The sequence below is a fragment of the Paenibacillus sp. FSL M7-1046 genome (assembly GCF_038007405.1).
Lineage (GTDB): Bacteria > Bacillota > Bacilli > Paenibacillales > Paenibacillaceae > Paenibacillus_AQ.
The window spans coordinates 3587943-3610022 of the sequence record NZ_JBBOXB010000001.1 but is presented as its reverse complement, the minus strand read 5'-3'; the positions used below and the strand labels follow the sequence as shown (position 1 = coordinate 3610022).

Below are 22080 nucleotides of genomic sequence, written 5' to 3'. Positions count from 1 at the left end.
TTCAGTCTGAATACAGGCCCGCAGATGCTGGAATTAACGGAACTTGCCTGCGTCGATCGCCTCTTGCTTCTCGTCGAGAATTTCCTGGTAGCCTGCTTCCAGGTAAGTCTTCTTGGCTGCTTCATAGGTCGCATCGAATTCAGCTTCCGGAGCAAGCGCACACTTCACATATAGATCCTGAAAGAGTGAATTCAGATCGGCTTTATACTCATTTACCTTCTCAAGCACAACGGTGAACATAGCATCCGGTGTGCGGAATTCCGCAACCTCGTTGTAGTATTTCACCATGTCATCGGCGAGATTCTCGTAGCCGGCCGGTGCCCAGTTGCGGAGATTCGCTTTGAGGGTCTTGTCAGCTTCCGGATATTGCGCGATTTCAGTCACGAGGCCCCAGTAGTCCTTGTTATTGTTCTGTGCCAGGACGGATTCGCCCTTATAATCTGCTTTTTTTACAGCGATACCGTCTGCATCAAGCGTATAGTTTTCGCCTTCAACACCGTTCTGGAACTTGAACAGATTTTCCGGCTGGCTGAGCCATTCCAGATACATCCAGACTGCAGCGCGCTCCTCAGGCGAGGTTTCATAGTTGATACCCATGATGAAGCCAAACGGCCAGTAAGCGCGTCCTTGAGGCTTGAGCCCCTCAGGAACACCTGCAAAAGGCGGCACTACAGCAAATTCGGCATCCGGGTTGTTCGCCAGGGTAGCAGCAAAGACGTCTGTATTGTTCGTGAGATAGAATCCGTAGTTGCCTGTTTTTCCGGCAACGAATTCGGATTTAATCTTATTATCATCGTTTCGCAGATAGAATTCCTTATCAAGGAGGCCGTTATTGTATTGATAGTTCATATTACGCAAGAAACGCTCAGTGTCGGCACTGGTCAAATCCGCAACGCTCAGATCTGAATAAAGCGCGCGGTATTTCGGATCGACTGGCCAATCGCGGAAGGCGTAGTTGTAGTTGAAATTGTTTTGAAGCAAGCTGCCGCCAGTCACTCCCAGTCCGGCTTCTTTCCATTTCACCAGCATCTCATTGTACTTCTCAAGAGAAGTCAAATCTTCCACCTTCATGCCAACCTTCTCCACCCAGTCTTTGCGGATGATGGATGTGAAATTGTCAGCTTCGGGACGGGCGGCGAAGAAGAAGGTATTCTTATCGTCTACAACACCATATTGCTTAATCGTTTCGCCCATACTTTTCCAATATGTCGGTGCATAATTCTCGATTTCAGCATAGTCCAGCGGCTGCATAACATCCTCGCCGTAATAGGTAAGTGCCTGTGGCATATCATAGTGGAAAATAATATCAGGGGCCTTATGTGACGCCAGAAGCTGCTCGTAATCGGTCACTTCGCTGTTACGGGTAATCGGCACGTAATTGACTTCGATATTGTATTTGTCACCGAATTCCGCTTGAACCCAGCGGGTATAATAGTTGTCGGTTACATTCCAGCCCTCGAACGCCCGCTCATAAACCGGGATATCCAGACTAACCTTCTTCTCAAAACCCTTCGTATAATCAGGATAGCTTCCTTCGCTCTGATTATTGGCTGCCGCCGTCTCAGCAGGACTGTTAGGCTCAGCGCTCTGTTTATTGTTATTCCCCCCGGAGCACCCGGCCAGCATACCGGCTGTCATGACAGATGCCATCATTAACGAAACAACTCTTTTTTTGTTCATCGCAATTCCCCCAATTTAAATTTTCGGACTGTAGAATTACTATTCTGGAACACAAGATTACTCTTTGACTGCTCCGAGCATAACGCCCTGAACGAAGTATTTCTGAACAAAGGGATAGACGCAAAGAATGGGCAGGGTTGCAAATACAACGACTGATGCCTTTAATACTTCCGGATTACTAAGAGATACCTGAGTTGCTTCCAATTGGAAGCTTTCACTGGCCTGAATGACCAGATAATACAGCTTGAGCTGCAGAGGCCGGAGTGAGATCTCATGCTTGATATAGAACAATGCATCCTGGTAAACATTCCAGCGTCCAACCGCGTAGAAGAGAGAGAGTGTCGCGATAATCGGTTTGGACAACGGGATAACAATGCTGAGCAGGATCCGAAAATGCCCGGCGCCGTCGATCCGTGCAGATTCTTCCAGACTTACGGGAATACCGCTCGTTAGAGAAGTCTTCATAATCAGCAGATTGAAGGCGCTGAACGACAACGGTAAAATCAGTGACCATATCGTATCCATCAGTCCCAGATTGTTAATGTTCATATAGTCCGGGATGATACCTCCACTAAAGTACATCGTGAACAAAAAGATGAAGGTGATTACTCTACGGCCCTTCAGCTGAGATCTGGACAGCGGGTACGCGGCGCAGATGGTCAGAACCATCCCCAGAATGGTGAACAGTACTGTCACTATAACTGAGATGTACAGTGAACGGAGTATACTGGCATCCGCGAAGATTTTCTTGTACGCTTCTATGGTGAAGCCCTGCGGCCACAGAAAAACCTTATTTGCAATAACAAAGGAGTCAGAGCTCAGGGATTTCGACACAACATGAAGAAACGGCAACAAGCACGCTAGCGAAGCAATGATCAGAACGAGGCGGATCAGCAATTCCCAGATGTCCAAACGCCCTTTACGTGGTGCGGCAGGGTTGCCGGTTAATGCTCTCATGGTTTCTCTCCTTTCTATAATATTCCATCCTCGCCGAGCTTCTTAGCCACGCGGTCAGCCGTTATTACAAGAAGAATACCGATGACGGACTGGAAGAGTCCTATCGCTGTCGCCCGGCTGAAATTGCCGCTTTCGATCCCCCAACGGTACACCAGAACCGGTATGGTCGTTGTGTACTCTGTGGTGGCCTTGTTCTGCAGAACGAATATACGCTCGAACGAGCCCTCCATTATCTTCCCCAGGTTCATGATCAGCAAGGTTACAATGGTTGCACGGATGGAAGGAACTGTGATATTCCATACCTTTCTCCAGCGTCCTGCTCCATCAACGGTAGCTGCTTCATACATCTCCGGGTTAATACCGCTAATGGCCGCCAAATAGATGATGGTCCCCCACCCCATGCTCGACCACACACCGATTGCCAGGTAGCTGATCAGCCAATGCGTATCTTCCTGGAGGAACGGAACACGATTACCGCCCATAAGCTCAATCAAATTATTGACGACACCGTTTCCTTGACTAAGCAGCTGGTAAGCGATCGCCCCGATAATGACCCAGGACAGGAAATGCGGCAAGTACAGCATGGTTTGGTTTACGCGTTTAAACCTTACGCTTTTGACTTCATTCAGCAGCAGAGCCAGTACGATCGGCATCGTGAAGCTGAATACGAGATCAAGAATATTGAGCATCAGCGTATTGCGGACAGCACGGGTGAAGTCTGGTTTGGAGAAAATATCCCGGAATACTTCAAAACCAACCCATTCACTGCCCCAAACCCCTCTTGCAATCTTGTAGTCTTTAAAAGCGAGCACAAGTCCTGTCATCGGCAGGTATTTGAATACGATTACAAAAGATAATGGAATTAATAATAGTAAATAGAGCTGCCAGTCACGCTGTAAGAAATACCCGAGTCCCTGTTTGTTTCTTAATAAGGCGGTTTCATTTGTTTTTGAAGCGCTTGCAACTTTCAAACTTTCACCTCCTCCACCAAATTATCTCCTTGCCGGTTGTGTTCACCAGCTCGAGTTCAATGCTATCCCCTTTGTCTGGATTTGAAAATCATGAGTATTGATGATCCCCATCAAATTTGATCGGGCCGCGGTCTTAGCGGCATCTGCAGCATCCTGATGATCAATTATGATAGGCATTCCCAAAAATAAAACGCTTTCATAAACAAAAAAAGCCGCTGGCTACCGGCCTGGAGCAGGCTCCTAGGAGCTCTTGCTCTTGGCCGACTTGTAGCTGCTCGGCGGCATGCCTTCGTACTTGCGGAAAAACCGGTTGAAGCTCTGGACATTATGATAGCCAACCTCTGCTGCAATCTGCTTGATCGTCAGGTCGGTATCCAGCAGCAGTTCCTTGGCTTTCTCGATACGCAGCTGATTAAGATAATCAATCATGCTGTTTCCGGTTAGCTCATACACGATCTTGCGCATATAAGAGTAGCTGATGCCGATTTCTTTAGCCATATCCTCAAATACAATTTCTTCACGGTAATTTCCCTTCAAATAATGAATGATCCGTTCTCCATGATTGGTTTCACCCGTGCTGCGGTCCAGACTCTGTACGATTTCACGGAAAATTTCATGCAAATATTCCTCAAGCTCATCAAGCGTATCCATCGCAGCCAGAATGGTGTATATGTTGCCTTTGCCCATAATCATTCTTCCGGTACCGATATGATTTTCACGAAGATGCTTGATGGTCGCACCTATCAGCTGGTGATAAATGAACATGATATTATCATAGGAAATATTCTCTTCCGAGCTGATCTGACAGCGGATGCTCTGAAGCTCTTTGAAAATCCCGTCCAGGTTGCCGGCGTCCAGGAAATTGAGAATCCGTCGCTCACTGCAGTCGAAGTCGATATATTTACGGCTGTTCTCCCCCTCATCCTCCCAGTACATGATGCTGCCGGCACCATTAATCATCCGCTGCTTAATCAATTCCATCGCTTCAAACAACCGCTGGGCAACCATTTCGGGTGCATCAGACAAATTACTTAATCCGATCGTGACCGAATGCTCCAGCAGCGCAAGCGACTGATCCCCGACCTTTTCCAGCGCCTGATGAATCAGGCCGCTGCTCCGCTCATCCTCACCCGGAGCAAAGTTCAGCACAATCACAATACAGCCGTCGTTATGATAGACAGAACGGGCCAGAATTCCCTCTGGAAAGAAGCTTTCGTACTTCGTATTAAGCAGATACCGGTGGTAGCTGCGTGTCTCCACATTGGTATTGCCCACATATACTCTATACTGGTCGATGGAGACAACGGCGATTCTGTAACAGGCTTCCGGAAAAACCTCCGTGATCCGGGGCGGAATCTCTCCGCGCAAAAGACGGTGAACAGCGAGACTGCGGATATCCTGCTCACGCTCCTGCAGCAGCTGGAACAGACTATCCTCTTCCTCCTGCATTCGTTTGAACGCCATATCCAGGAAGGCAAGCTCATTCTTATTCACCACACCCAAATCGCTTTTGGAGCGTATCGTCCGCACCAGCTGCCTCACCGGTCTGGACAGCCAAGTCGCGAGAACGACAGCCATAACTGTGCCCAGCAATATAATAGCACCCGTAAGCAAAATGATATTCCCCTGCATATCACGTGATTTGGTCATCAGCTCATCCATAGAACTCCAGCTTACATTCCACCATCCGGACAATGAAGAGCGGCTCCAGGCGTAAACCATCCGTTTGCCATCAAGCTCACGGAATGTATAACCTTCACTTGGTTCCTGAGTCAGAATATCCCGAATAAAGGGCAGCTCATAACCGTCAGTGAGCAGCTTCGACTTGTCCTTGTATGATATTATTGTGCCGTCCGATGCCAGAAGCAGGTGGTTGCTGTCTCCGACTTCTGTTTCATGCAAATATTTACCGATCTGGCTCTCGCTTATGTTAACGATGATTAATCCGTGCGTGGTGGAAGACAGACGATTGAGCGGATACACGTACGATACAACATTGACGCCCGAGTCCAGCTTGCGGGGAACCCATACGCCGCTGATTCCTCTCCGCCCCTCAAGAGCTTCTGTTGTCCAGCTGATCGACTCATACCGCTCCAGCTTTGTGATCCCGTTGTCAGTAGAAATAACATAATCTGAATCATTCAAGTAGAAGTAGGAGGATTCCGTCCCATCTACCCGGCGGTTCAAATTCATCAACTCCTTCATCACTGTCAGCGCGCTGCTCACGTTATTGTAATTGGAGTTGAGTTCTTCGAACGTCTCGAAATTGCGAATGCGGTCAAAAACGTTAGTTGCAGCCGAACGTGCCGTATCCTGCGCCAGGTTAGCGAGCGCGCTCTCGTTCAGCTTGCGGTTGGCATTCAGCCCGGCGAGTGTGGATTCTCCGATGGCCTCCTCTGAGTTCTGTAAAAGCTGTGCCCCGCTGTACCACGTCAGGATGGCTGTCGGAATGGCCATGACGCAGAATAGAATCAATGCCAGCTGCAGCAGCATCGGTGTTTTTTTCATTTTTGCTCCCCTTATGATTTCTGTAGATACGTAGATTGAACAATACTTCCCCTGGATGTACTCCATGACAAATCCGGTATTCACACCAGCACCAGTAGCAGCAGCAGCATTCACTGTTACCGCTTACATTTCAATTTAAAACAGATAACCCGGCTATTGTTATTTTATCATTATAAAAAACATTTTAAATATATGTATAGGAAAAATTTTCAAACAAATTAGGAAAATTAACGATGCTATAGCCGGACACCCCTTGACACTGGACCTATTTTCCCCTAAGGTTAGTTACATAAGTAATTAACCAGTTAGGTGGTGAAGCATTGGGATTTCAAATGGATGACACCCGGCCAATATTCGTACAGATCGCAGAGCGAATAGAAAATGACATCATAGATGGAACCATACCGGAAGAATCTCAGGTGCCTTCCACGAATCAGTTCGCTTCGTTTTATGGCATCAATCCGGCGACAGCGGCCAAAGGCGTGAATCTGCTCGTGGAGCAAGGAATATTGTACAAGAAGAGGGGAATTGGGATGTTTGTGGCAGCAGGTGCGCGTGCGGACTTGACAGATAAGCGCAGACAGCAGTTTTATGAGCAGTATGTGGTGGCCATGATCCGTGAAGCCGGCAAGCTCGGCATTACGGCCGAGCAACTGTCCGAAATGATCCGCAAGGGGGATGAGAACCGATGATGATCACCAGGAAGACGATTGAGGCGAAGGCAGCACTGCCCGAGGCAGAGCTTGAGCTGAATCAGGTCAGCAAGGTATTCCGCGGAGGCCAAGGCGTGCATGATGTCTCTCTTACGCTTGAACCGCAGGTGATTCATGGACTGATCGGAGCCAATGGCAGCGGCAAAAGCACCCTGCTGTCACTTATAGCCGGCCAAAGGTTCCCTGACAGCGGACAAATTACCTACGGCGGTGCTCCCGTGCATGAGAATGCCGCTGCCCTCAGCAGTATTTGCCTGGTCAAGACCTATGAACGTTCCTGGGATAGCTACAACCTAAAGGACATCTTCAACTATGCCTCATTTTTTTATCCGAATTGGGATGGCGAACTGGCCGAGAAACTGATGCGCAAGTTTCAGCTGGACAACAAAAAGAATTACCAGCAGCTGTCGCGCGGTGGTCAATCAATGGCGGGAATCATCAAGGGCCTGGCCAGCCGGGCTCCGCTGACGCTGCTGGATGAGCCGGTAATCGGCCTTGACGCCTCGATGCGTGAAATTTTTTACCGGACATTGCTTGAGGATTACGGCAAATTCCCCCGTACTTTTGTAGTAACTACACACCTGATCGAGGAAGCGGAGAACCTGTTTGAACGAATGACTTACATCAAAAAAGGCCGCATCGCCTTCCAAGGCCCTGTGGAGGATTTTGCCGCCAATGCTGCCTATGCTTCTGGGCCTGCCACGGTACTGGAGGCGTTGTTGAAGGACGTGCGAGTGCTGCACAGCGAACGCCTGGGCGGCAAACTCCTGCTCACCTTGGAAGATCTGTCAGACCCTTCCGAACGCAAAATGCTGCAGGATCAGGGCGTAGAGCTGTCTCCGGTTCCGCTGCAAAAGCTGTTCGTATATCTGACACTGCGCGATGCAGAGAACAATCAAGGAGGCGGAAATTTATGAGCACCCGGAGTTTAATTAAATTCCAACTGAAAGATTACCGCAGAGGATCCTTGATTCTGCTGAGCGTACTTGTTCTTGTCGACATCGCCATGGTGCTGCTGCTTAAGTTCCTGCCTTCCATGGATGCTGGATCAGCGGATAACATTTTCAGCGTCAACCGGAATATCATTACCATCTTCTCCATCGTTAGCATGATTGTTACGGTAGCTATCACCTTCCCGCTAATGAGCAGCTTCAGTGTGACGCGCCGCAATTTCTATGTCAGCACGCTGCTGGCCCTCCTGGGTTTCTGCATTTCGGCTGCGCTGGCGGAGAGCATCCTGTATCTGATTGGCCGGGCAGTTCTGCCTTCCATAGGACTCCCGATTGAAGTGGACCGGCCTTTATTGCTCTCTTGGTACATGTTCACACTAACCTTACTCGAAATCTCAATGGCCACCTTCCTGATTGGCTCCTGTTTTTACAGATTCAAATTAGTCATCGGGATCTTCTCGGCCATTATATATTTTGGATTGATTGAGTTGATCTCCCTCCTGCTGCCTTCTCTGCAATTCATGGATGTATCAGCACTGTTACCGCTTCCTTCGGAGACGTTCCAGCCTGGAACCTCCGTTCTTATGTGGGTTATCACTGCGCTGTTCGCGGTGACCGGCTGGCTGGTTTACCGCCGTACTGACATCCGAATGTAGATTAGATACTGCCGTTAGAAAGGAACTGCTGCTCATGGCAAAGAATAAATTTCCATTCATGCTTTTTATGTTTGCGTTCACGATTTTGGCAGGCTGCGCTCCGTACACGCCGGACACACCGCTTTACGAGGGCAAGAATTTGGACATAGGAATGATAGGCGATGCTCCGGAAATACGGGAGAATAACATCACATTCACAGAGATGACCTTAGATGAGTTAAAAGAAGGCGCGGATTTTCCGTCTGCTGTGGATGCCGTTTTTATTCAGAAGGATTATTTATCCGACGCTGCGGATAGTAAATATGCTAAGGTATATCAAAAAGCGGGCATCCCGTTTTTCTTCATCGAATCCAAGAAATCATATGTACCTTTTGTGATTGAGGATCTGTCCTATGAAGAAGTGCCGGATTTGTCACCAGACATGTATGCTTCAGGCTATTATCAGTCTGGGGATAAAGCGCAATTCTGGGGGTACGGGCTGTACAATGACCAAGTCAATCCAGCCAATATTAAAGATGTCTATTCACAGATATTCACTACCATTGCCTCGCTTCCACAATAGCAAAAACGCCCGGATAAGCATCCGGGCGTTTTTATATTCCTTTTAAAATTCTACGCAGACGGGCATATAGCACTAATCCGCATTTACAGCTCCGTCCTCGAACTCTTCAATACTCTGATTGGAGCCAATGACCACCATAATATCACCCTCATTCACATGATCATGCGCGGTAGGAGCGACGATGATCCCGTCCTCACGGTTCAGGGCAATGATGCTGCAGCCGTATCTGGCCCGGGTGTTCAGCTCCGAGAGGCTTTTGCCGTTCATGCAGGAAGGCACGGTCAGCTCGACAATTTTATAATCCTTGGAGATTTCGATATAGTCCAGAAGATTGGGCGTCACCAGCTGATGCGCCACACGGACACCCATATCCCGCTCGGGGAAAATAACCCGGTCGACCCCCAGCTTGGACAACGCCCGCCCGTGAAGAATCGTTATCGCCTTGCCAACCACCTGCTTTACGCCAAGCTCCTTGAGCAGGATCGCCGCCAGTATGCTGCGCTCCATGTTATCTCCAATTGCCACAATACCGCAGTCAAAATTACGCACCCCCAGCGAACGCATAATTCCTTCATCTGTAGCATCCGCCATTACAGCATGAGTCAGCCGGCCGCTCATCTCTTCAACCCTGTCCTCCTGATGGTCAATCCCAAGCACCTCATAGCCCATGGCCATCAGTTCAAGCGCAAGGCTTGAGCCAAAACGGCCGAGCCCGATTACGACAAACTGCTGTGGTTTCATAATTCGTTTAACCCCTTATCCAATTATCATTTTGCCTTCCGGATACTTATACAATGCTTTACCCTGTTTCGGGCCAAGCGCATACGCCAGGGTCAGCAGACCCAGCCTTCCGGCGAACATGGTCAGGCAGATCAGAATCTTGCCGACTTCCGTTAATTCCGGTGTCAATCCCATGCTGAGGCCCACAGTGGCGAAGGCCGAGGTCGTTTCGAACAGAATCATCAGGAAGGGGCGTTCTTCCGTGGTGGACAACACCATCGATACGGAAACAATCAGCAGTAGAGCAAGCAGCGTAATTGTCAGCGCCTTGAACACACGCTCCTGCGCCAACCGGTAGCGGAACAGCACGATATCATCACGTCCGCGCAGCATCGAAACTACCGCCCCGATCATCAGGGTGAACGTTGTTGTCTTAATCCCGCCGCCAGTTGAGCCCGGGGAAGCTCCGATAAACATCAGAATTACGATGAAAAACTGCGAAGCCTGGCGCAGCCCGGCGATATCCACCGTATTGGCACCGGCGGTACGCGGCGTTACAGACTGAAAGAAGGAGGCCCAAAGTTTGCCGCCAAGGTTCAGCGGACCCAGCGTGCGTGAGTTGGTGAACTCGAAAACAAAAATGACTACTGTTCCAATCAGAAGCAGCGCCGCCGTCATCGACAGGACCACCTTGGTGTGCAGCAGCAGCCTGCGGCTCTTACGGTAATCCATCAGATCCGACATGACAATAAACCCGATACCGCCGGAAACAATAAGGAACATGACGATAATATTCACAGTGGGATCATTGACGTATCCGGTCAGGCTGCGGTAACCGCCGAAGATATCAAACCCGGCATTGTTGAACATCGAGACAGCATGAAAGATGCCATAATACACCGCGCGGCCAAAAGGCATATCCACCGTCCAACGCAGCGCTAGCAGGGCCGCACAACTTGCCTCAATAACCAGTGAATAGAGCAGCACCTTGCGGATCAGCCGGACAATGCCCTCCATCGAGCTCTGATTCATGGCTTCCTGAAGAATAAGCCGGTCGCGAAGCGAGATTTTGCGTTTCAGCAAGAGTGCGAATAAGGTCGCCATCGTCATGAATCCGAGGCCGCCAATTTGAATCAGCACCAGTATGGTAATTTGACCAAAAACGCTGAAATAGGTCCCCGTGTCTACCACAACAAGTCCGGTCACGCAGGTAGCCGACGTTGCGGTGAACAGTGCATCAATGAACCTTAGCGAGCGACCGGATGCACTTGAAATGGGCAGCATCAGAAGCAGGGTGCCGATCAGAATGACAGCTGCAAAACCTAACACCAGTATTTGAGGCGGGGAAAGCTTCAAGAATCTGAATCCGGAAATTTTGGGAAACGGTGAAGCCAAACTCCTCATCCTCTCATATTCGCTTCTACAAATAAAATAAACACTAAATAAACATACAAATTATATACGTTATTGTCCAACTTCACAAAGGCGATTTACGGATGTGAGATTTCCACTTGATATTGTGTGGTGTGTAGTGGTACACTTCATTCATTAAGTGTATGGCATGTATCCATACACCAATAACACCACTATGAGGGGAGGACCCCATGGACCCATCTATTGAGCTTTTGCCGGAGCAATTCCAAATCAACCCCTCGCTTCCGATTTACGAGCAATTTGTCGAAGCCATACAGGGACGGATTGTCAGCGGCCTTATCCCCCCCGGCTCGCGTCTGCCCTCGGTCAGAGAGCTGGCCGCCGGACGGGGGGTTAATCCGACTACCGCCGCCAGAACCTATCAGGAGCTGGAGAGGATGGGGCTGATTGTCACCTACCGCGGCCAAGGCACTTTTGTTACCCGCGAGGAAGACGTCATCGGCGAGGCGCGCAAAACCATTATGCGCAAGGCAATCCGGGAGTTCAAGGCTGTTGCCGGGACGCTCGGCATCTCTGCTGAACAAATGTTGAATTTCGATAAGGAGGATTCAAATGCCAGTGAATCATAATAAGGATGCCGGGTTGTCAGCGAAAGCTCCGGCAGTAGAATGCAATAATTTAAAACTTAAGGTAAAGAAGAAAATAATACTGGACGGAATCAGCTTTCAAATTCCCCAAGGCAGCTTAACGGGCCTTCTGGGGCCTAACGGAGCAGGCAAATCCTCTCTGCTTCGCATCATATCCGGGCTTACGGCAGCAGATTCCGGCTCGGCTCACATCTTCGGAAAACCCGCAGGTGTTCAGCGCCTTGGCGAACTGTCCATGCTGCCGGACCGCAGCAATCTGCCCGGCTGGCTGACCGTCCGGGAGTGGCTCGGCTTTGCCGGAGGCATCTACCCGGACTGGGATGAGGCGAAAGCACAGGAACTGCTCCGTGAGCTTTCGGTCTCACCGGAATCGCAGATATCCGCGATGTCCCGGGGCGAGGAAGCCAGGCTGCAGCTGCTGACCTGTCTGTCGCGCCAGGCACCGCTGGTTATACTCGACGAGCCGTTCACCGGAGTGGATCTAATCTCCAGAGAACGGATCGCTTCGGCGGTCGTGGGTGAGCTGGCGGACGGAGCCCGTACCTTCTTGATCGCAACCCATGATATCCGCGAGATGGAGCTGCTGTTTGACCGGTTGATCCTGATCGGTGAAGGCCAAATCCAGAGCATCGAAGACGTCGAATTGCTCCGCCAGTCCGGCAAATCGGTAGAATCTCGATACAGGGAAGTGTTCGCATGACCACGCTGAAGACACTTGTTCAGTTGGAGTACAGCCGTTTCAGCCCTTCCAGACAGGGGAAATCTAAAAGCATTCTGATTGGCTTATCGCTGTTCTGTGTGATGGTGCTTGTCGGCATGTATCTTCCCGCCACCAGAGCAACGCAGCGTTCGCCATTTATCTTTGCAGCACTGCTGCTATGGACCGTTACGCTGGGCCTGTCCACGCTTCACATCCTGGCATTCCAAGGTCAACAGCATAGAGAATGGTTTTTATCCTTTCCACATTCCCGGCTTACACTGCTCTATGCCAAAGTGGCCAGCCTGCTGAAGCACAGCCTGAACATCGCCTTATTGGTGATGGCATCTGCAGTTGCCGTTTATGCCCTTTCCGCTCTTGCCGGCCGGTATGCCCCGCTTCCGGCTGGGGAGCTGATCTACATGCTTGCCGCCTATACGTTGTTCATCATAGCCACACTGCCTTTAGCAGTAGTCTGGGGGCTGGCAATCACCCTGCTTATGCGTGCACGAAAAGCTGCTGTGCTGCTGGTTATTCCATATAATTTACTGTGGCTGCTGCCGCTTATTTATGCCAGCTTGCTAAGCTCATCCACTCTTGGTCTGAAAGGGGTGGAATATGCCTCTCCGAGTGCAGTGTTGATGTATGCACTTGCTCTGATTCTAATCGGATGGCCCTTCTGTTACTTCCTGATGCCGCTTATCGCCCGCAACGGACTGGGAGGAATGGGGGAACTCCAATCAACCGCTCTTCCCTCATCTGCAAATGCAAGATGGGGAAAGAACGCCAAAACAAACACATTCACCATCCGCAAAGCGCCATTCACCACTCTGTTCCGGCTCCATACCAGCCGGGTGCGCCGAATAGAAAAGCATCCAAACATACTCATCCTGAAGCTGGCAGTGCCGCTGCTCAGCATTGCAGCCGGTTATTACGGATCAACAGACGGATTAGCTATCCAGTCCGTTGCAAGGTTGCTGTTTATGCTGCCCGTTCTGTTCGGTTTCCTGTGGATGGTGAGCCGCAGCAGCCTCGAACGCAAACAGCTGCCCTGGCTGCTCGGCTTCCCGCAGAGCCGGTTGGCTGTACTGCTGTCCGGAGTTGCTGCTGTATGGGTTACTGTTATGCGGATCATCATTGTTCTGGCGCTTTCCGCTTTTGCAGGGAGTATTATAGGCTTCATTACAGGCAAGATCGATCTGAACAATCTGTCTTACGCCCTGACATGGCTGCTCTTTTCATTTCTTCTTTATACACTTACGCTGACAATAACCTTTGGCCTGATGCAGGCCGAATACTATCTGATGAAATCATCGGCACTATCTTTACTTCTGCTTCCGATCGTGCTGCTGGGCACCCTGCATAGCGTCCTGATCAACAGATTTATGATCCCTAAGGAAATGCACAGCGGCTTAATGCCGGACTGGAGCCTGCTGGGCTGGATTGCGGTCATTGGCCTGCCTCTTGCGGCATGCTGTATTTTTGCGGGAGCCAAATATTATCACCTCATCTTAACTCCGCAGAAGAAGGCTGCAGCCCAAACAAAACAAGCATAAGCTTGGCAATCTTCACGTAAACGTAAAGGGACAACAGGAAATTTCCTGTAACCGCACGCCAAGTGATACTATAATAAGAAAAGCACGAAGCTTAAGGAAAAGAGCAGGATCAATTCATCACAAGGAGGCGTTTCATGAATTCCGTCGGCCAGCCCTTACAGCAGCGGCCTCTTTCCATCAAACTTATCGTAGCGGGCATTCTGGGTCTTATCGTATTTATTATGTTCCAGGTAGCTCCCCAGCTCCTTTCGGGTACCAATGGAGAAGACACCACCGTCATCAGCAAGAACGAAGCCCGTTCACATGCTGCCGCATTCGCAGCCCAGCAGCTTAGCCATACGGAGACAGCAAATGATCATTGGACCGTCGTTTATCAGACTGATTCGGACTTCTACGGATATATGTCCCGGGAGAAGCTCCTGCAGGACTACTCCAAAAACAAGCTGGATCAGCGTTATCCCTTTGACGTCTATCATGCTGTGCTTCAGGCATCCGGAGAAAAAGACGCCCAGCTCACCGTTGATCTCAATATGTACACTGGAGAGGTTGTGGCCTTTGCCCGCGGTGCCAGCATCAAATCCGAGGACGGATCCAGTTATGGAAGCGCTCCGGCTGCTGCCCGTGCAAACAGTGATTCCTCGCTTTCTCTGGATAAGAAGGAGGAGCTCGCCCGCCCGTGGCTCAAGCAATGGGGAGTAAATCCTGCTAAGCTGCAGATCGAAGCCGGCTCAAATGAATACGGGCTTGTCTATACAGACCATTCGGTCAAAGTCGGAGAAACTCTGCTGCATTATAACTTTAATTTCCAGGATGGTGAGGTTTCTTACTTCCGGGCCGGATTTTCCGCTCCCTCCTGGCATACTTCGTATGTAGAGGACCAGACCTCGCTGGCCCAAACGCTGACGCGCTTTGGCTACGGCCTGCCGACACTGGCTCTTGGCATTCTCGCCTTGATCTACAGCATTCTGAGAAGAGGCCATACTTCCTTTGTGCGCGGCATCTTCTTAAGTTTGGCCCATTTTGTAATCATGATGGTCAGCACTTACAATATGCTGCCGGAATCCGGCAGCGACAGCCCTGAAGCCCGGATAACCTCTGCCATCTTGTTCGTCATTTACGCCTTGTACAGCCTGCTGATGTCCTCCCTGCTCTACTTCTCGCTCGTTGGAGGCAACGGCTTATGGCGCAAGGAGGAAGGCCTGAATCCCTGGCCCCGCGCCAAGGAGCCGGGATACGGCAAATATGTGCTCGACAGCATGCGCACCGGTTATATCTGGGCCTTTATCCTGCTTGGTGTGCAGACAATTATGTTCATCATCTTGTCGCTCACGCTGCATAACTGGTCCACCACGGACGCCAGCCAATCTCCCTACAATATGAGATATGCCTGGCTGCTGCCGATCGTCGCCTGGCTTGCCGGCCTGTCCGAGGAAGCCGTCTACCGCCTATTCGGCATCCGGATGCTCAAAAAAATCGTCCGCAACACCTTCATTGCCTCGCTGATCACGACGCTCATTTGGGCTTTCGGCCATACACTGTATCCGATTTACCCGATTAGCTCGCGTCCGATAGAGCTGACAGTGATTGGGCTGCTGTTCAGCTATATTTTCCTGCGCTACGGCTTTATCGCCGTCATGTTCAGCCATGTCGTGTTCGACAGCATTCTGATGGGAGCCACGCTGATCTTCATGAAGGAGAGCGTAAATATAGGTGCCGGAATCGTGACGCTCATCCTGCCATTCGTGGTCGGTTACATCGTGTACCGGTTTAACCCGCCGAACAAGCCGGGTCAGGCGAATCCACGGGAGCCCGAAGAATCGCTTCAGCCTGCTGGCAACTTAAATTAAGCTTTCAATAATAAAATGAGGTGTTCCAGCTGGCTGCCATCAGCCTGCGGAACACCTCGTTTTATCTCCTTTTAAAGAAGCGGTCATAGAGCACCAATGCAACCAATATGGTAAACACCTGAATTAGAAACTGCCCCTATTGATTATGACAACATTTAATAATATATAACATTTCTACATGATTCCCGGATTCCCCTTATCTTCGCAAACCGGTAAATTTCACTATAATCTTCAATCGTTAGGCTCAGCAATCACAGTCCTGTTTCTCCCCCCCTTCTTGGCCAGATACAGCGCCCGATCCGCCATCTCCAGCAGCGCTTCTTGCTCTGACGCATGTAAAGGATAGTGCGCTACACCTTGAGAGACCGTAAGCCGTGTTGGAATGGGAGCCACGCTTTGTTCAAGGGCCAGCCGGACTCTTTCGGCTACATTATAAGCTTCCGCTGGTCTTGTTTCAGCCAGCAGAATGACGAACTCTTCACCTCCGTAGCGGTAGCAGACATCACTTGGGCGAAGCGAGGATGCTATAATTCCGGCAACGTGTTTCAGTACTTCGTCACCAGTAACATGGCCATAGGTGTCATTTACGAGTTTGAATCTGTCTACATCCAGTACAATGAGCGAAAACGGCAGCCCGGAGTCAATCCAATGACCCAGCTGATATTTAAGCGACCTCCTGTTCATTAAGCCCGTCAGCGCATCCGTCGCGGCCTCCTGAGTAAGCTGATCCGTCTGTTTCTGAATATCCGTTACAGCAAGCAATACGGCATCGGTCAGCAACTCTGCCTCCCGGCTCCATTGTGGCCTTACCTCCGGAATTACAATGTTCTCCTTGCCTATCCTGCTCACCAGATTTGCCAGATGCACGAACGGCCGGGCCAGCTTGTATGCTATGAAAATAACGCCCATCAGCAGGATAAGAAACGGGAAGATCGAATACGCGATAATTGTCCGGAGATGGCCCATCAGCTCTTGATGGATGATACTAATCGGCGATACGACCACAACCCCCCATCCATTGGCTGGAACACTGGAGTACCCCGCAAGCACCTCAATGCCGATGGTATTAATTACTCGCTCTTTTCCGCGCTCTCCCTTCATGAGCTTCTGCACAACCTTGTTGGTGCTGATATCTCTCCCGATAAACTGCTTGTTTGGATGGTACAGCAGCTGCCCCTTGGAATCCACAATATAAAAATAAGAACCGTACTCGTCCACGTTGTTATTCCCATAAATCATAGACAGGATATTGTCCTCCTGCAGATAAAGCGTCCCGCTCAAAATACCGAGATATGTTCCGTTCCTGCTGAAAACCGGTTGACTCATAAATACGATTAACCGCTTAGTGTTTGGGGTTAGGGAAGGGGAGGAGAGATATGGTTTCTGTAGCGCCAGAGCCACCAGACCGGCTTTGGAGGTAAGAGTTTTGCCGGCCGTTCCCACTGATGCGGGAACAACGTTGCGGATCACCCTGTCAGCATCGACTAAGGTAATGGAATTGAAGAAGTTGCTGCTGTTGCGCATCAGTTCTAGATGATTATCCACTTGTTTCGGAGTCATAGCATCAAAATCAGAGAGTACACCAGCATTGTATTTCAGGCTATTGCGCATGGACAGGAATAAGGAATCCATCGTCTTAGACATTCGTTCAGCGCTGGAGTAATTCAGCTGGAGTGTCGTCTCTATCAAAGATTGTTTCTTGGACTCGTAAGAGCCAATCAGCAGAATGCTTGAGGTTAGCAAAACCACCAGCGTCACCAGGCCCGTAAGCAGCCATGTGAGACTGATTTTTTTACTAGGACACAGTTCGGCCCTTCTTACTGTAAACAAACGATAACCCTCCTCATTTCTATAAAAAACAACTAAATACATAATACATCAAATCATGACGTTATTCGATAAAAAGATGGCGCGTAAATGCCCGCCGCTGCTCGGCTCTCCCCGAGAGGCAACCCTTATCTGAACCCTCAAAAAAAAGGCCGACCCGTAGGGGTCAGCCTGGAGTCCGCTGCAATAGAAGCGGCACGCCTATACAGACGGTTCCTCGTCCTTCAGGGCCTCAAGAATCTGCCCCGCCAGCTTTTCGCCAATGGAGAGGGGGCGGAAATCCTCAATCGAGGCCTCCTTAATTTTCTTGAGTGAGCCGAAATGCTTCAGCAGCAGCTTCCGCCGCTTATCACCGATGCCCGGAATGGAGTCCAGCTTCGAGGTGACCATCGACTTGCCGCGCTGCTCGCGGTGGAAGGTGATCGCGAAGCGGTGGACTTCATCCTGGATACGCTGCAGCAGATAGAATTCCTGGCTGTCGCGCGCCAGCGGCACCGGCTCGGCAGAGTCGCCGATCAGCAGCTGGGCGGTTTTGTGCTTGTCATCCTTGACCAGACCGCAGACGGGAATGTAAAGACCGAGCTCGTTCTGCAGGATGTCGATGGCCGAGGAGATCTGCCCCTTCCCGCCGTCGACCACAATCAGATCAGGCTGCGGCAAATCTTCCTTCAGCACCCGCTCATAACGCCGCCGGATAACCTCGCGCATCGTTTCATAGTCATCCGGTCCCTGGACCGTGCGGACCTTGTATTTGCGGTATTCCTTCCGGGCAGGCTTGCCGTCAATGAATACGACCATCGCCGACACCGGATTGGTTCCCTGAATATTCGAGTTATCGAAGGCTTCTATCCGGCTGAGCGATTCCAGCCCCAGGCTCTGGCCGAGGCTGAGGGCCGCTCCAGAGGTCCGTTCCTCGTCCCGTTCAATGAGACGGAACTTCTCGTCAAGCGCCACACGGCTGTTCTGGCAGGCCATGCCGACCATCTGCTTCTTGAGCCCGCGCTGCGGCACAAGCACTTTGACGTTCAGCCATTCCTGCAAGGCTGCCGCCCCTCCGGCCGCATCCACGGTGCCGGCTGCAGCAGCTTCGGCCGCTGCGGCTTCACGCACTTCTGCATCCTCTGCCATATCCTGCTCCGTTACCTGACCAGTCTCCGCCGCAGCTTCATCTGCGGAGGCCGCCTCGGCAACAAGCGCTGTGAACGCACCCGCACCGGTCATCCCACTGTCACCGGAAGCCGTGACCTGAGCCGGTTTATCCGTGCTTTCCTCCAGCTTATCCGGCAGCAGGATCTCCTGCGGCAACGCCGGATTGTCGCTGTAATACTGCGTCACATAAGACATGAAGTCACTGTAAGCCTCTCCGTAGAACGGAAAAGCAGACGAATGGCGCTGAATCATTTTACCCTGCCGCATGTACAGAATCTGCACACACATCCAGCCTTTATCCACAGCATAGCCGAAGACGTCGCGGTCCTTGGTATCCGCAGTGTTGATCTTCTGCTTCTCCATCAGGGCATCGATGTGGATGATCTGGTCACGCAATTCCTTAGCCCGCTCGAAGTACAGCTCCTCTGCGGCTTCCTGCATCTTTTGCTGCAAATCCTTCTTAACCGCTTCATGTCCGCCCCCGAGAAAAGCGGCGATATTCTGCGTGATTTCCTCGTAGGCGGATTTGGGCACTTCCTTCTCACAAGGTGCCAGGCACTGGCCCATATGATAATAGAGACAGACCTCTTTCGGCATTACTCCGCATTTGCGCAGCGGATACATCCGGTCCAGCAGCTTTTTTGTCTGATGGGCCGCGTAAGCATTCGGATAGGGTCCGAAATATTTCGCTTTATCTTTAATCACCCGGCGCGTAACCTCAAGCCGCGGATGAGCTTCATTCGTTATTTTCAAATACGGGAACGTCTTGTCGTCCTTCAAAAGCACATTGTAACGCGGCATATGCTTCTTAATCAGGTTGCACTCCAGAATGAGCGCTTCCATATTGCTGGAGGTCACGATGTATTCAAAATCAACAATATTGGCGACAAGCCGCTGGGTTTTACCATTATGGCTGCCTGTAAAATAAGAGCGGACGCGGTTCTTCAGCACTTTGGCCTTGCCCACATAAATGATGGTGCCTTCTTCATTCTTCATCAGATAGCACCCGGGCAGGTCGGGCAGCAGTGCCAGCTTATTGCGGATATTATCGTTATAGTCCATGATTTCTCCCCCACCTAGACTTGGCTGCAGCTTATAAGGTAAGTTTAGCACACAAAGCGCCTCCGGATAAACCGGAGGCGCTTTGGCGATTGGGCCGAAAACGGCCCAAGTACAGCAGCATCAAATGAAATTATTGATGTTTAGCTACGATATTCTTAAGGGAATCCTTGGAGTTCAGTCCTACAACTTTATCCACGGGTTGGCCGTCTTTGAAGAAAATCAGCGTAGGAATACTCATTACTCCAAAACGGGAAGCCGTTTCCGGATTCTCATCTACATTCAATTTAGCAATTTTAACGCTGTCTCCCAGCTCGGTGGACAATTCCTCCAGAATAGGGGCAAGCATTTTGCAAGGGCCGCACCAAGGTGCCCAGAAATCTACTACAACAGTACCTTGACCTTCCACTTCGCCGACGAAGGATTGGTCAGACACGTTCACGATAGCCATGATATTGTTCCTCCTTTAAGTTTTGCGAAGCAATATCCGCTTCTATAGCGTACGCTAGTTCGAGCGAATTCACTCCGAAATGTTAGCGGGATAAAAATGTTTCATGTAATATGATAACCAAATTACCATTTACCGACACATCAACAGTATAACATATATACAGTGCTTTTGGGAAATGTTTTAGACAATTACATTGTATAAAATCTATTTTTTGTAAGAGAAACTCATCTTTACATCTCACTGCTGAGTTCGTATACTTGAGGAAAGCGCATTAATTGTCAATGACTTCTCTCACATGTATAACTGTAACCTATTTAAGTGCAGGCATGCAACCGCAAGGAGGAGCAAGCTATGGATGTCAATGCTAAGGTCCGGGACCCGCGGGAGCACTTCAATGAGGAGCCCCGCAACGATTTAGGTGATTTATTGGCCGGTTTTTTTGGAATGACGGGATTTATGACGCTTGTTTTCTTCGGAATGGTAATCGTCAAATTCATTCTCTCCGAATAGACAGGCAGGTTTTATCACACAGCGCAAACCTCCAGCCTTTCCCCACAAGGAAAATGCTGGAGGTTTGTTTGCGTCAATCGGTTTATGGACCAAGTGGAAACGGCTTTGCCGTCCTTTTTGAGGAGGGTACCGTTTCAGCGAGAAATAGAAGGATAAGTTATCGTGTGAAACCTATTTTCAAAAAAAAAAAAAAACAGCGGCACCTTGGACTTAACGTCCCGGGCTGCCGCTGTTTGTATGTTAATTATAAAGCCGGCTCTTCGCCTTATCTGCCTGTTCCGCGCTGATTCTCGCCGTGCAGGGGAATAACCTCCACAAACGGAGCGATGCGGTCCATCAGACGCTGGCCTTTGTAGAGCTCTTCGCCGTCCTTGCTGGTGAAGCTCAGATGCTTCTCCAGACCGTCCAGCGGATAATTCGAGGTATAGAAGGTAGGTTTACGGTTCATCCGGTAGTTGAGGATTGCTCCGAGCACATGGTCGCGGGCCCACGGATTCAGGTTCTCCGCACCGATGTCATCAAAGATAAGCAAATCACAATTCTTCAGGGTATCGACGGTTTCCTTCAATTTCTGGCCGTCCAGCATGATCGACTTCAGATCCTCGATAAAATCGGGCATGTACACAATCACACCGCTATACCCCGCAACCGCCAGCTCATGGAGCAGGTAACACATCAGGAACGTTTTGCCTGTTCCAAAAGTGCCGTGCAGGTAAATCCCCTGCGAAGTAAGTCCGTTTTCTTTGATTCTTTCAATATAATCAAATATTTTATTCACGGCTGAGGCCCTGCGCGGGTCCTTGCCCATAATATCCATCTCGTCATAACCGCCGTTCAGCACACGTTCGTCTACATAGAAGCTGCGGATCCGTTTGCGGATGCTGTCCTGATTATCCTGTGCCACCTTAAGATTGCAGGCTGTCTTGCGTTCATATAGATCCGACGAGCCGTTAACGGTCTCAACTGTAAGCTTGCTGTAGTGCCCGGGGAAATCATTCGGGCATTTCTCCAGGCCGGGACAGTTTGCACAGTGGCGGCTCTCCTCGACATATTGATATAACCGGCTCAAGTGAACCTTGAGCCGCGACTCCTCCAGCTCCGGATGCTCAGCCTGCAGCTGCTTCACCAAAGGATGGTTCAGCAGATTCTGCTCAAGATCGCGCGAACGCTGGCGCAGAGCGGAATTGTTCATCGAACGCAGCACTTCGCCCATAGACTCCATTGCCATTTCCGCACCTCGCTTTCT

19 protein-coding genes are annotated in these 22080 nt (G+C 50.3%); 9 read left to right on the top strand and 10 right to left on the bottom strand.

The window, feature by feature from the left end:
• Positions 1 to 33 precede the first annotated feature (33 nt).
• The 4 genes from NYE29_RS15910 to NYE29_RS15895 all read right to left on the bottom strand — a co-directional run bounded on the left by NYE29_RS15910 (position 34) and on the right by NYE29_RS15895 (position 6116).
• Positions 34 to 1680: an ABC transporter substrate-binding protein gene (locus tag NYE29_RS15910; protein WP_340896733.1), complete on the bottom strand. Its 1647-nt coding sequence runs from the start codon at positions 1678 to 1680 to the stop codon at positions 34 to 36.
• 57 nt (positions 1681 to 1737) lie between these two features.
• Positions 1738 to 2637: a carbohydrate ABC transporter permease gene (locus NYE29_RS15905; protein ID WP_076112504.1), complete on the bottom strand. Its 900-nt coding sequence runs from the start codon at positions 2635 to 2637 to the stop codon at positions 1738 to 1740.
• 14 nt (positions 2638 to 2651) lie between these two features.
• Positions 2652 to 3608, bottom strand: coding sequence for an ABC transporter permease (locus NYE29_RS15900; protein WP_340896732.1), 957 nt, complete (start codon positions 3606 to 3608; stop codon positions 2652 to 2654).
• Positions 3609 to 3848: 240 nt separating this feature from the next.
• Entirely contained in the window at positions 3849 to 6116 is a 2268-nt protein-coding gene (locus tag NYE29_RS15895) for an AraC family transcriptional regulator (RefSeq protein ID WP_340896731.1), read from the bottom strand.
• Positions 6117 to 6448: 332 nt separating this feature from the next.
• On the opposite strand from NYE29_RS15895, the gene NYE29_RS15890 reads away from it, so the two are divergent.
• Genes NYE29_RS15890 through NYE29_RS15875 form a run of 4 tightly spaced genes read left to right on the top strand, consistent with a single transcriptional unit; the run spans position 6449 to position 8997 of the window.
• Entirely contained in the window at positions 6449 to 6808 is a 360-nt protein-coding gene (locus NYE29_RS15890) for a GntR family transcriptional regulator (RefSeq protein WP_179091801.1), read from the top strand.
• Entirely contained in the window at positions 6805 to 7746 is a 942-nt protein-coding gene (locus NYE29_RS15885) for an ABC transporter ATP-binding protein (protein WP_340896730.1), read from the top strand. The genes NYE29_RS15890 and NYE29_RS15885 overlap by 4 nt, the downstream gene beginning before the upstream one ends.
• Positions 7743 to 8435 carry a hypothetical protein gene (locus NYE29_RS15880; RefSeq protein WP_340896728.1) on the top strand — a complete coding sequence of 231 codons (693 nt, stop codon included), beginning with the start codon at positions 7743 to 7745 and terminating at the stop codon, positions 8433 to 8435. The genes NYE29_RS15885 and NYE29_RS15880 overlap by 4 nt, the downstream gene beginning before the upstream one ends.
• 34 nt (positions 8436 to 8469) lie before the next feature.
• On the top strand, positions 8470 to 8997 hold the full coding sequence (locus tag NYE29_RS15875; RefSeq protein ID WP_340896727.1) for a hypothetical protein: 528 nt from the start codon (positions 8470 to 8472) through the stop codon (positions 8995 to 8997).
• A 72-nt stretch (positions 8998 to 9069) separates the two neighbouring features.
• Here NYE29_RS15875 and NYE29_RS15870 read toward each other — a convergent pair whose 3' ends face one another.
• Together NYE29_RS15870 and NYE29_RS15865 are read right to left on the bottom strand one after the other, a co-directional pair.
• Positions 9070 to 9738: a potassium channel family protein gene (locus NYE29_RS15870; protein ID WP_340896726.1), complete on the bottom strand. Its 669-nt coding sequence runs from the start codon at positions 9736 to 9738 to the stop codon at positions 9070 to 9072.
• A 15-nt stretch (positions 9739 to 9753) separates the two neighbouring features.
• The gene (locus tag NYE29_RS15865; RefSeq protein WP_340896725.1) at positions 9754 to 11121 is read right to left on the bottom strand and encodes a TrkH family potassium uptake protein; all 1368 of its coding nucleotides are present in this window, start codon (positions 11119 to 11121) and stop codon (positions 9754 to 9756) included.
• Between the two features lie 200 nt (positions 11122 to 11321).
• Here NYE29_RS15865 and NYE29_RS15860 point away from each other — a divergent pair, with 200 nt between their 5' ends.
• The 4 genes from NYE29_RS15860 to NYE29_RS15845 all read left to right on the top strand — a co-directional run bounded on the left by NYE29_RS15860 (position 11322) and on the right by NYE29_RS15845 (position 15838).
• On the top strand, positions 11322 to 11720 hold the full coding sequence (locus NYE29_RS15860; RefSeq protein ID WP_038596091.1) for a GntR family transcriptional regulator: 399 nt from the start codon (positions 11322 to 11324) through the stop codon (positions 11718 to 11720).
• Positions 11704 to 12438: an ATP-binding cassette domain-containing protein gene (locus NYE29_RS15855; protein ID WP_052092292.1), complete on the top strand. Its 735-nt coding sequence runs from the start codon at positions 11704 to 11706 to the stop codon at positions 12436 to 12438. The genes NYE29_RS15860 and NYE29_RS15855 overlap by 17 nt, the downstream gene beginning before the upstream one ends.
• Positions 12435 to 13991 (top strand): hypothetical protein, encoded by a 1557-nt coding sequence (locus NYE29_RS15850; protein WP_038596093.1) that lies wholly within the window; start codon positions 12435 to 12437, stop codon positions 13989 to 13991. Before NYE29_RS15855 ends, NYE29_RS15850 begins: the two co-directional genes overlap by 4 nt.
• A gap of 134 nt (positions 13992 to 14125) precedes the next feature.
• The gene (locus NYE29_RS15845; RefSeq protein ID WP_340896723.1) at positions 14126 to 15838 is read left to right on the top strand and encodes a CPBP family intramembrane glutamic endopeptidase; all 1713 of its coding nucleotides are present in this window, start codon (positions 14126 to 14128) and stop codon (positions 15836 to 15838) included.
• Between the two features lie 231 nt (positions 15839 to 16069).
• Here NYE29_RS15845 and NYE29_RS15840 read toward each other — a convergent pair whose 3' ends face one another.
• From NYE29_RS15840 to trxA, 3 genes are all read right to left on the bottom strand, one after another.
• A complete protein-coding gene (locus NYE29_RS15840) occupies positions 16070 to 17668 on the bottom strand; it encodes a sensor domain-containing diguanylate cyclase (protein WP_340896722.1) in 1599 nt (532 codons plus the stop codon).
• A gap of 198 nt (positions 17669 to 17866) precedes the next feature.
• A complete protein-coding gene (uvrC, locus tag NYE29_RS15835; RefSeq protein WP_340896720.1) occupies positions 17867 to 19876 on the bottom strand; it encodes an excinuclease ABC subunit UvrC in 2010 nt (669 codons plus the stop codon).
• Positions 19877 to 20006: 130 nt separating this feature from the next.
• Positions 20007 to 20324 (bottom strand): thioredoxin, encoded by a 318-nt coding sequence (gene trxA / locus NYE29_RS15830; protein WP_038596102.1) that lies wholly within the window; start codon positions 20322 to 20324, stop codon positions 20007 to 20009.
• A 351-nt stretch (positions 20325 to 20675) separates the two neighbouring features.
• On the opposite strand from trxA, the gene NYE29_RS15825 reads away from it, so the two are divergent.
• On the top strand, positions 20676 to 20834 hold the full coding sequence (locus NYE29_RS15825) for a YqzM family protein (protein ID WP_144024388.1): 159 nt from the start codon (positions 20676 to 20678) through the stop codon (positions 20832 to 20834).
• A 265-nt stretch (positions 20835 to 21099) separates the two neighbouring features.
• Here the strand turns inward: NYE29_RS15825 and dnaI are convergent, their stop codons facing one another.
• On the bottom strand, positions 21100 to 22056 hold the full coding sequence (gene dnaI / locus NYE29_RS15820) for a primosomal protein DnaI (RefSeq protein ID WP_038600668.1): 957 nt from the start codon (positions 22054 to 22056) through the stop codon (positions 21100 to 21102).
• Positions 22057 to 22080 lie beyond the last annotated feature (24 nt).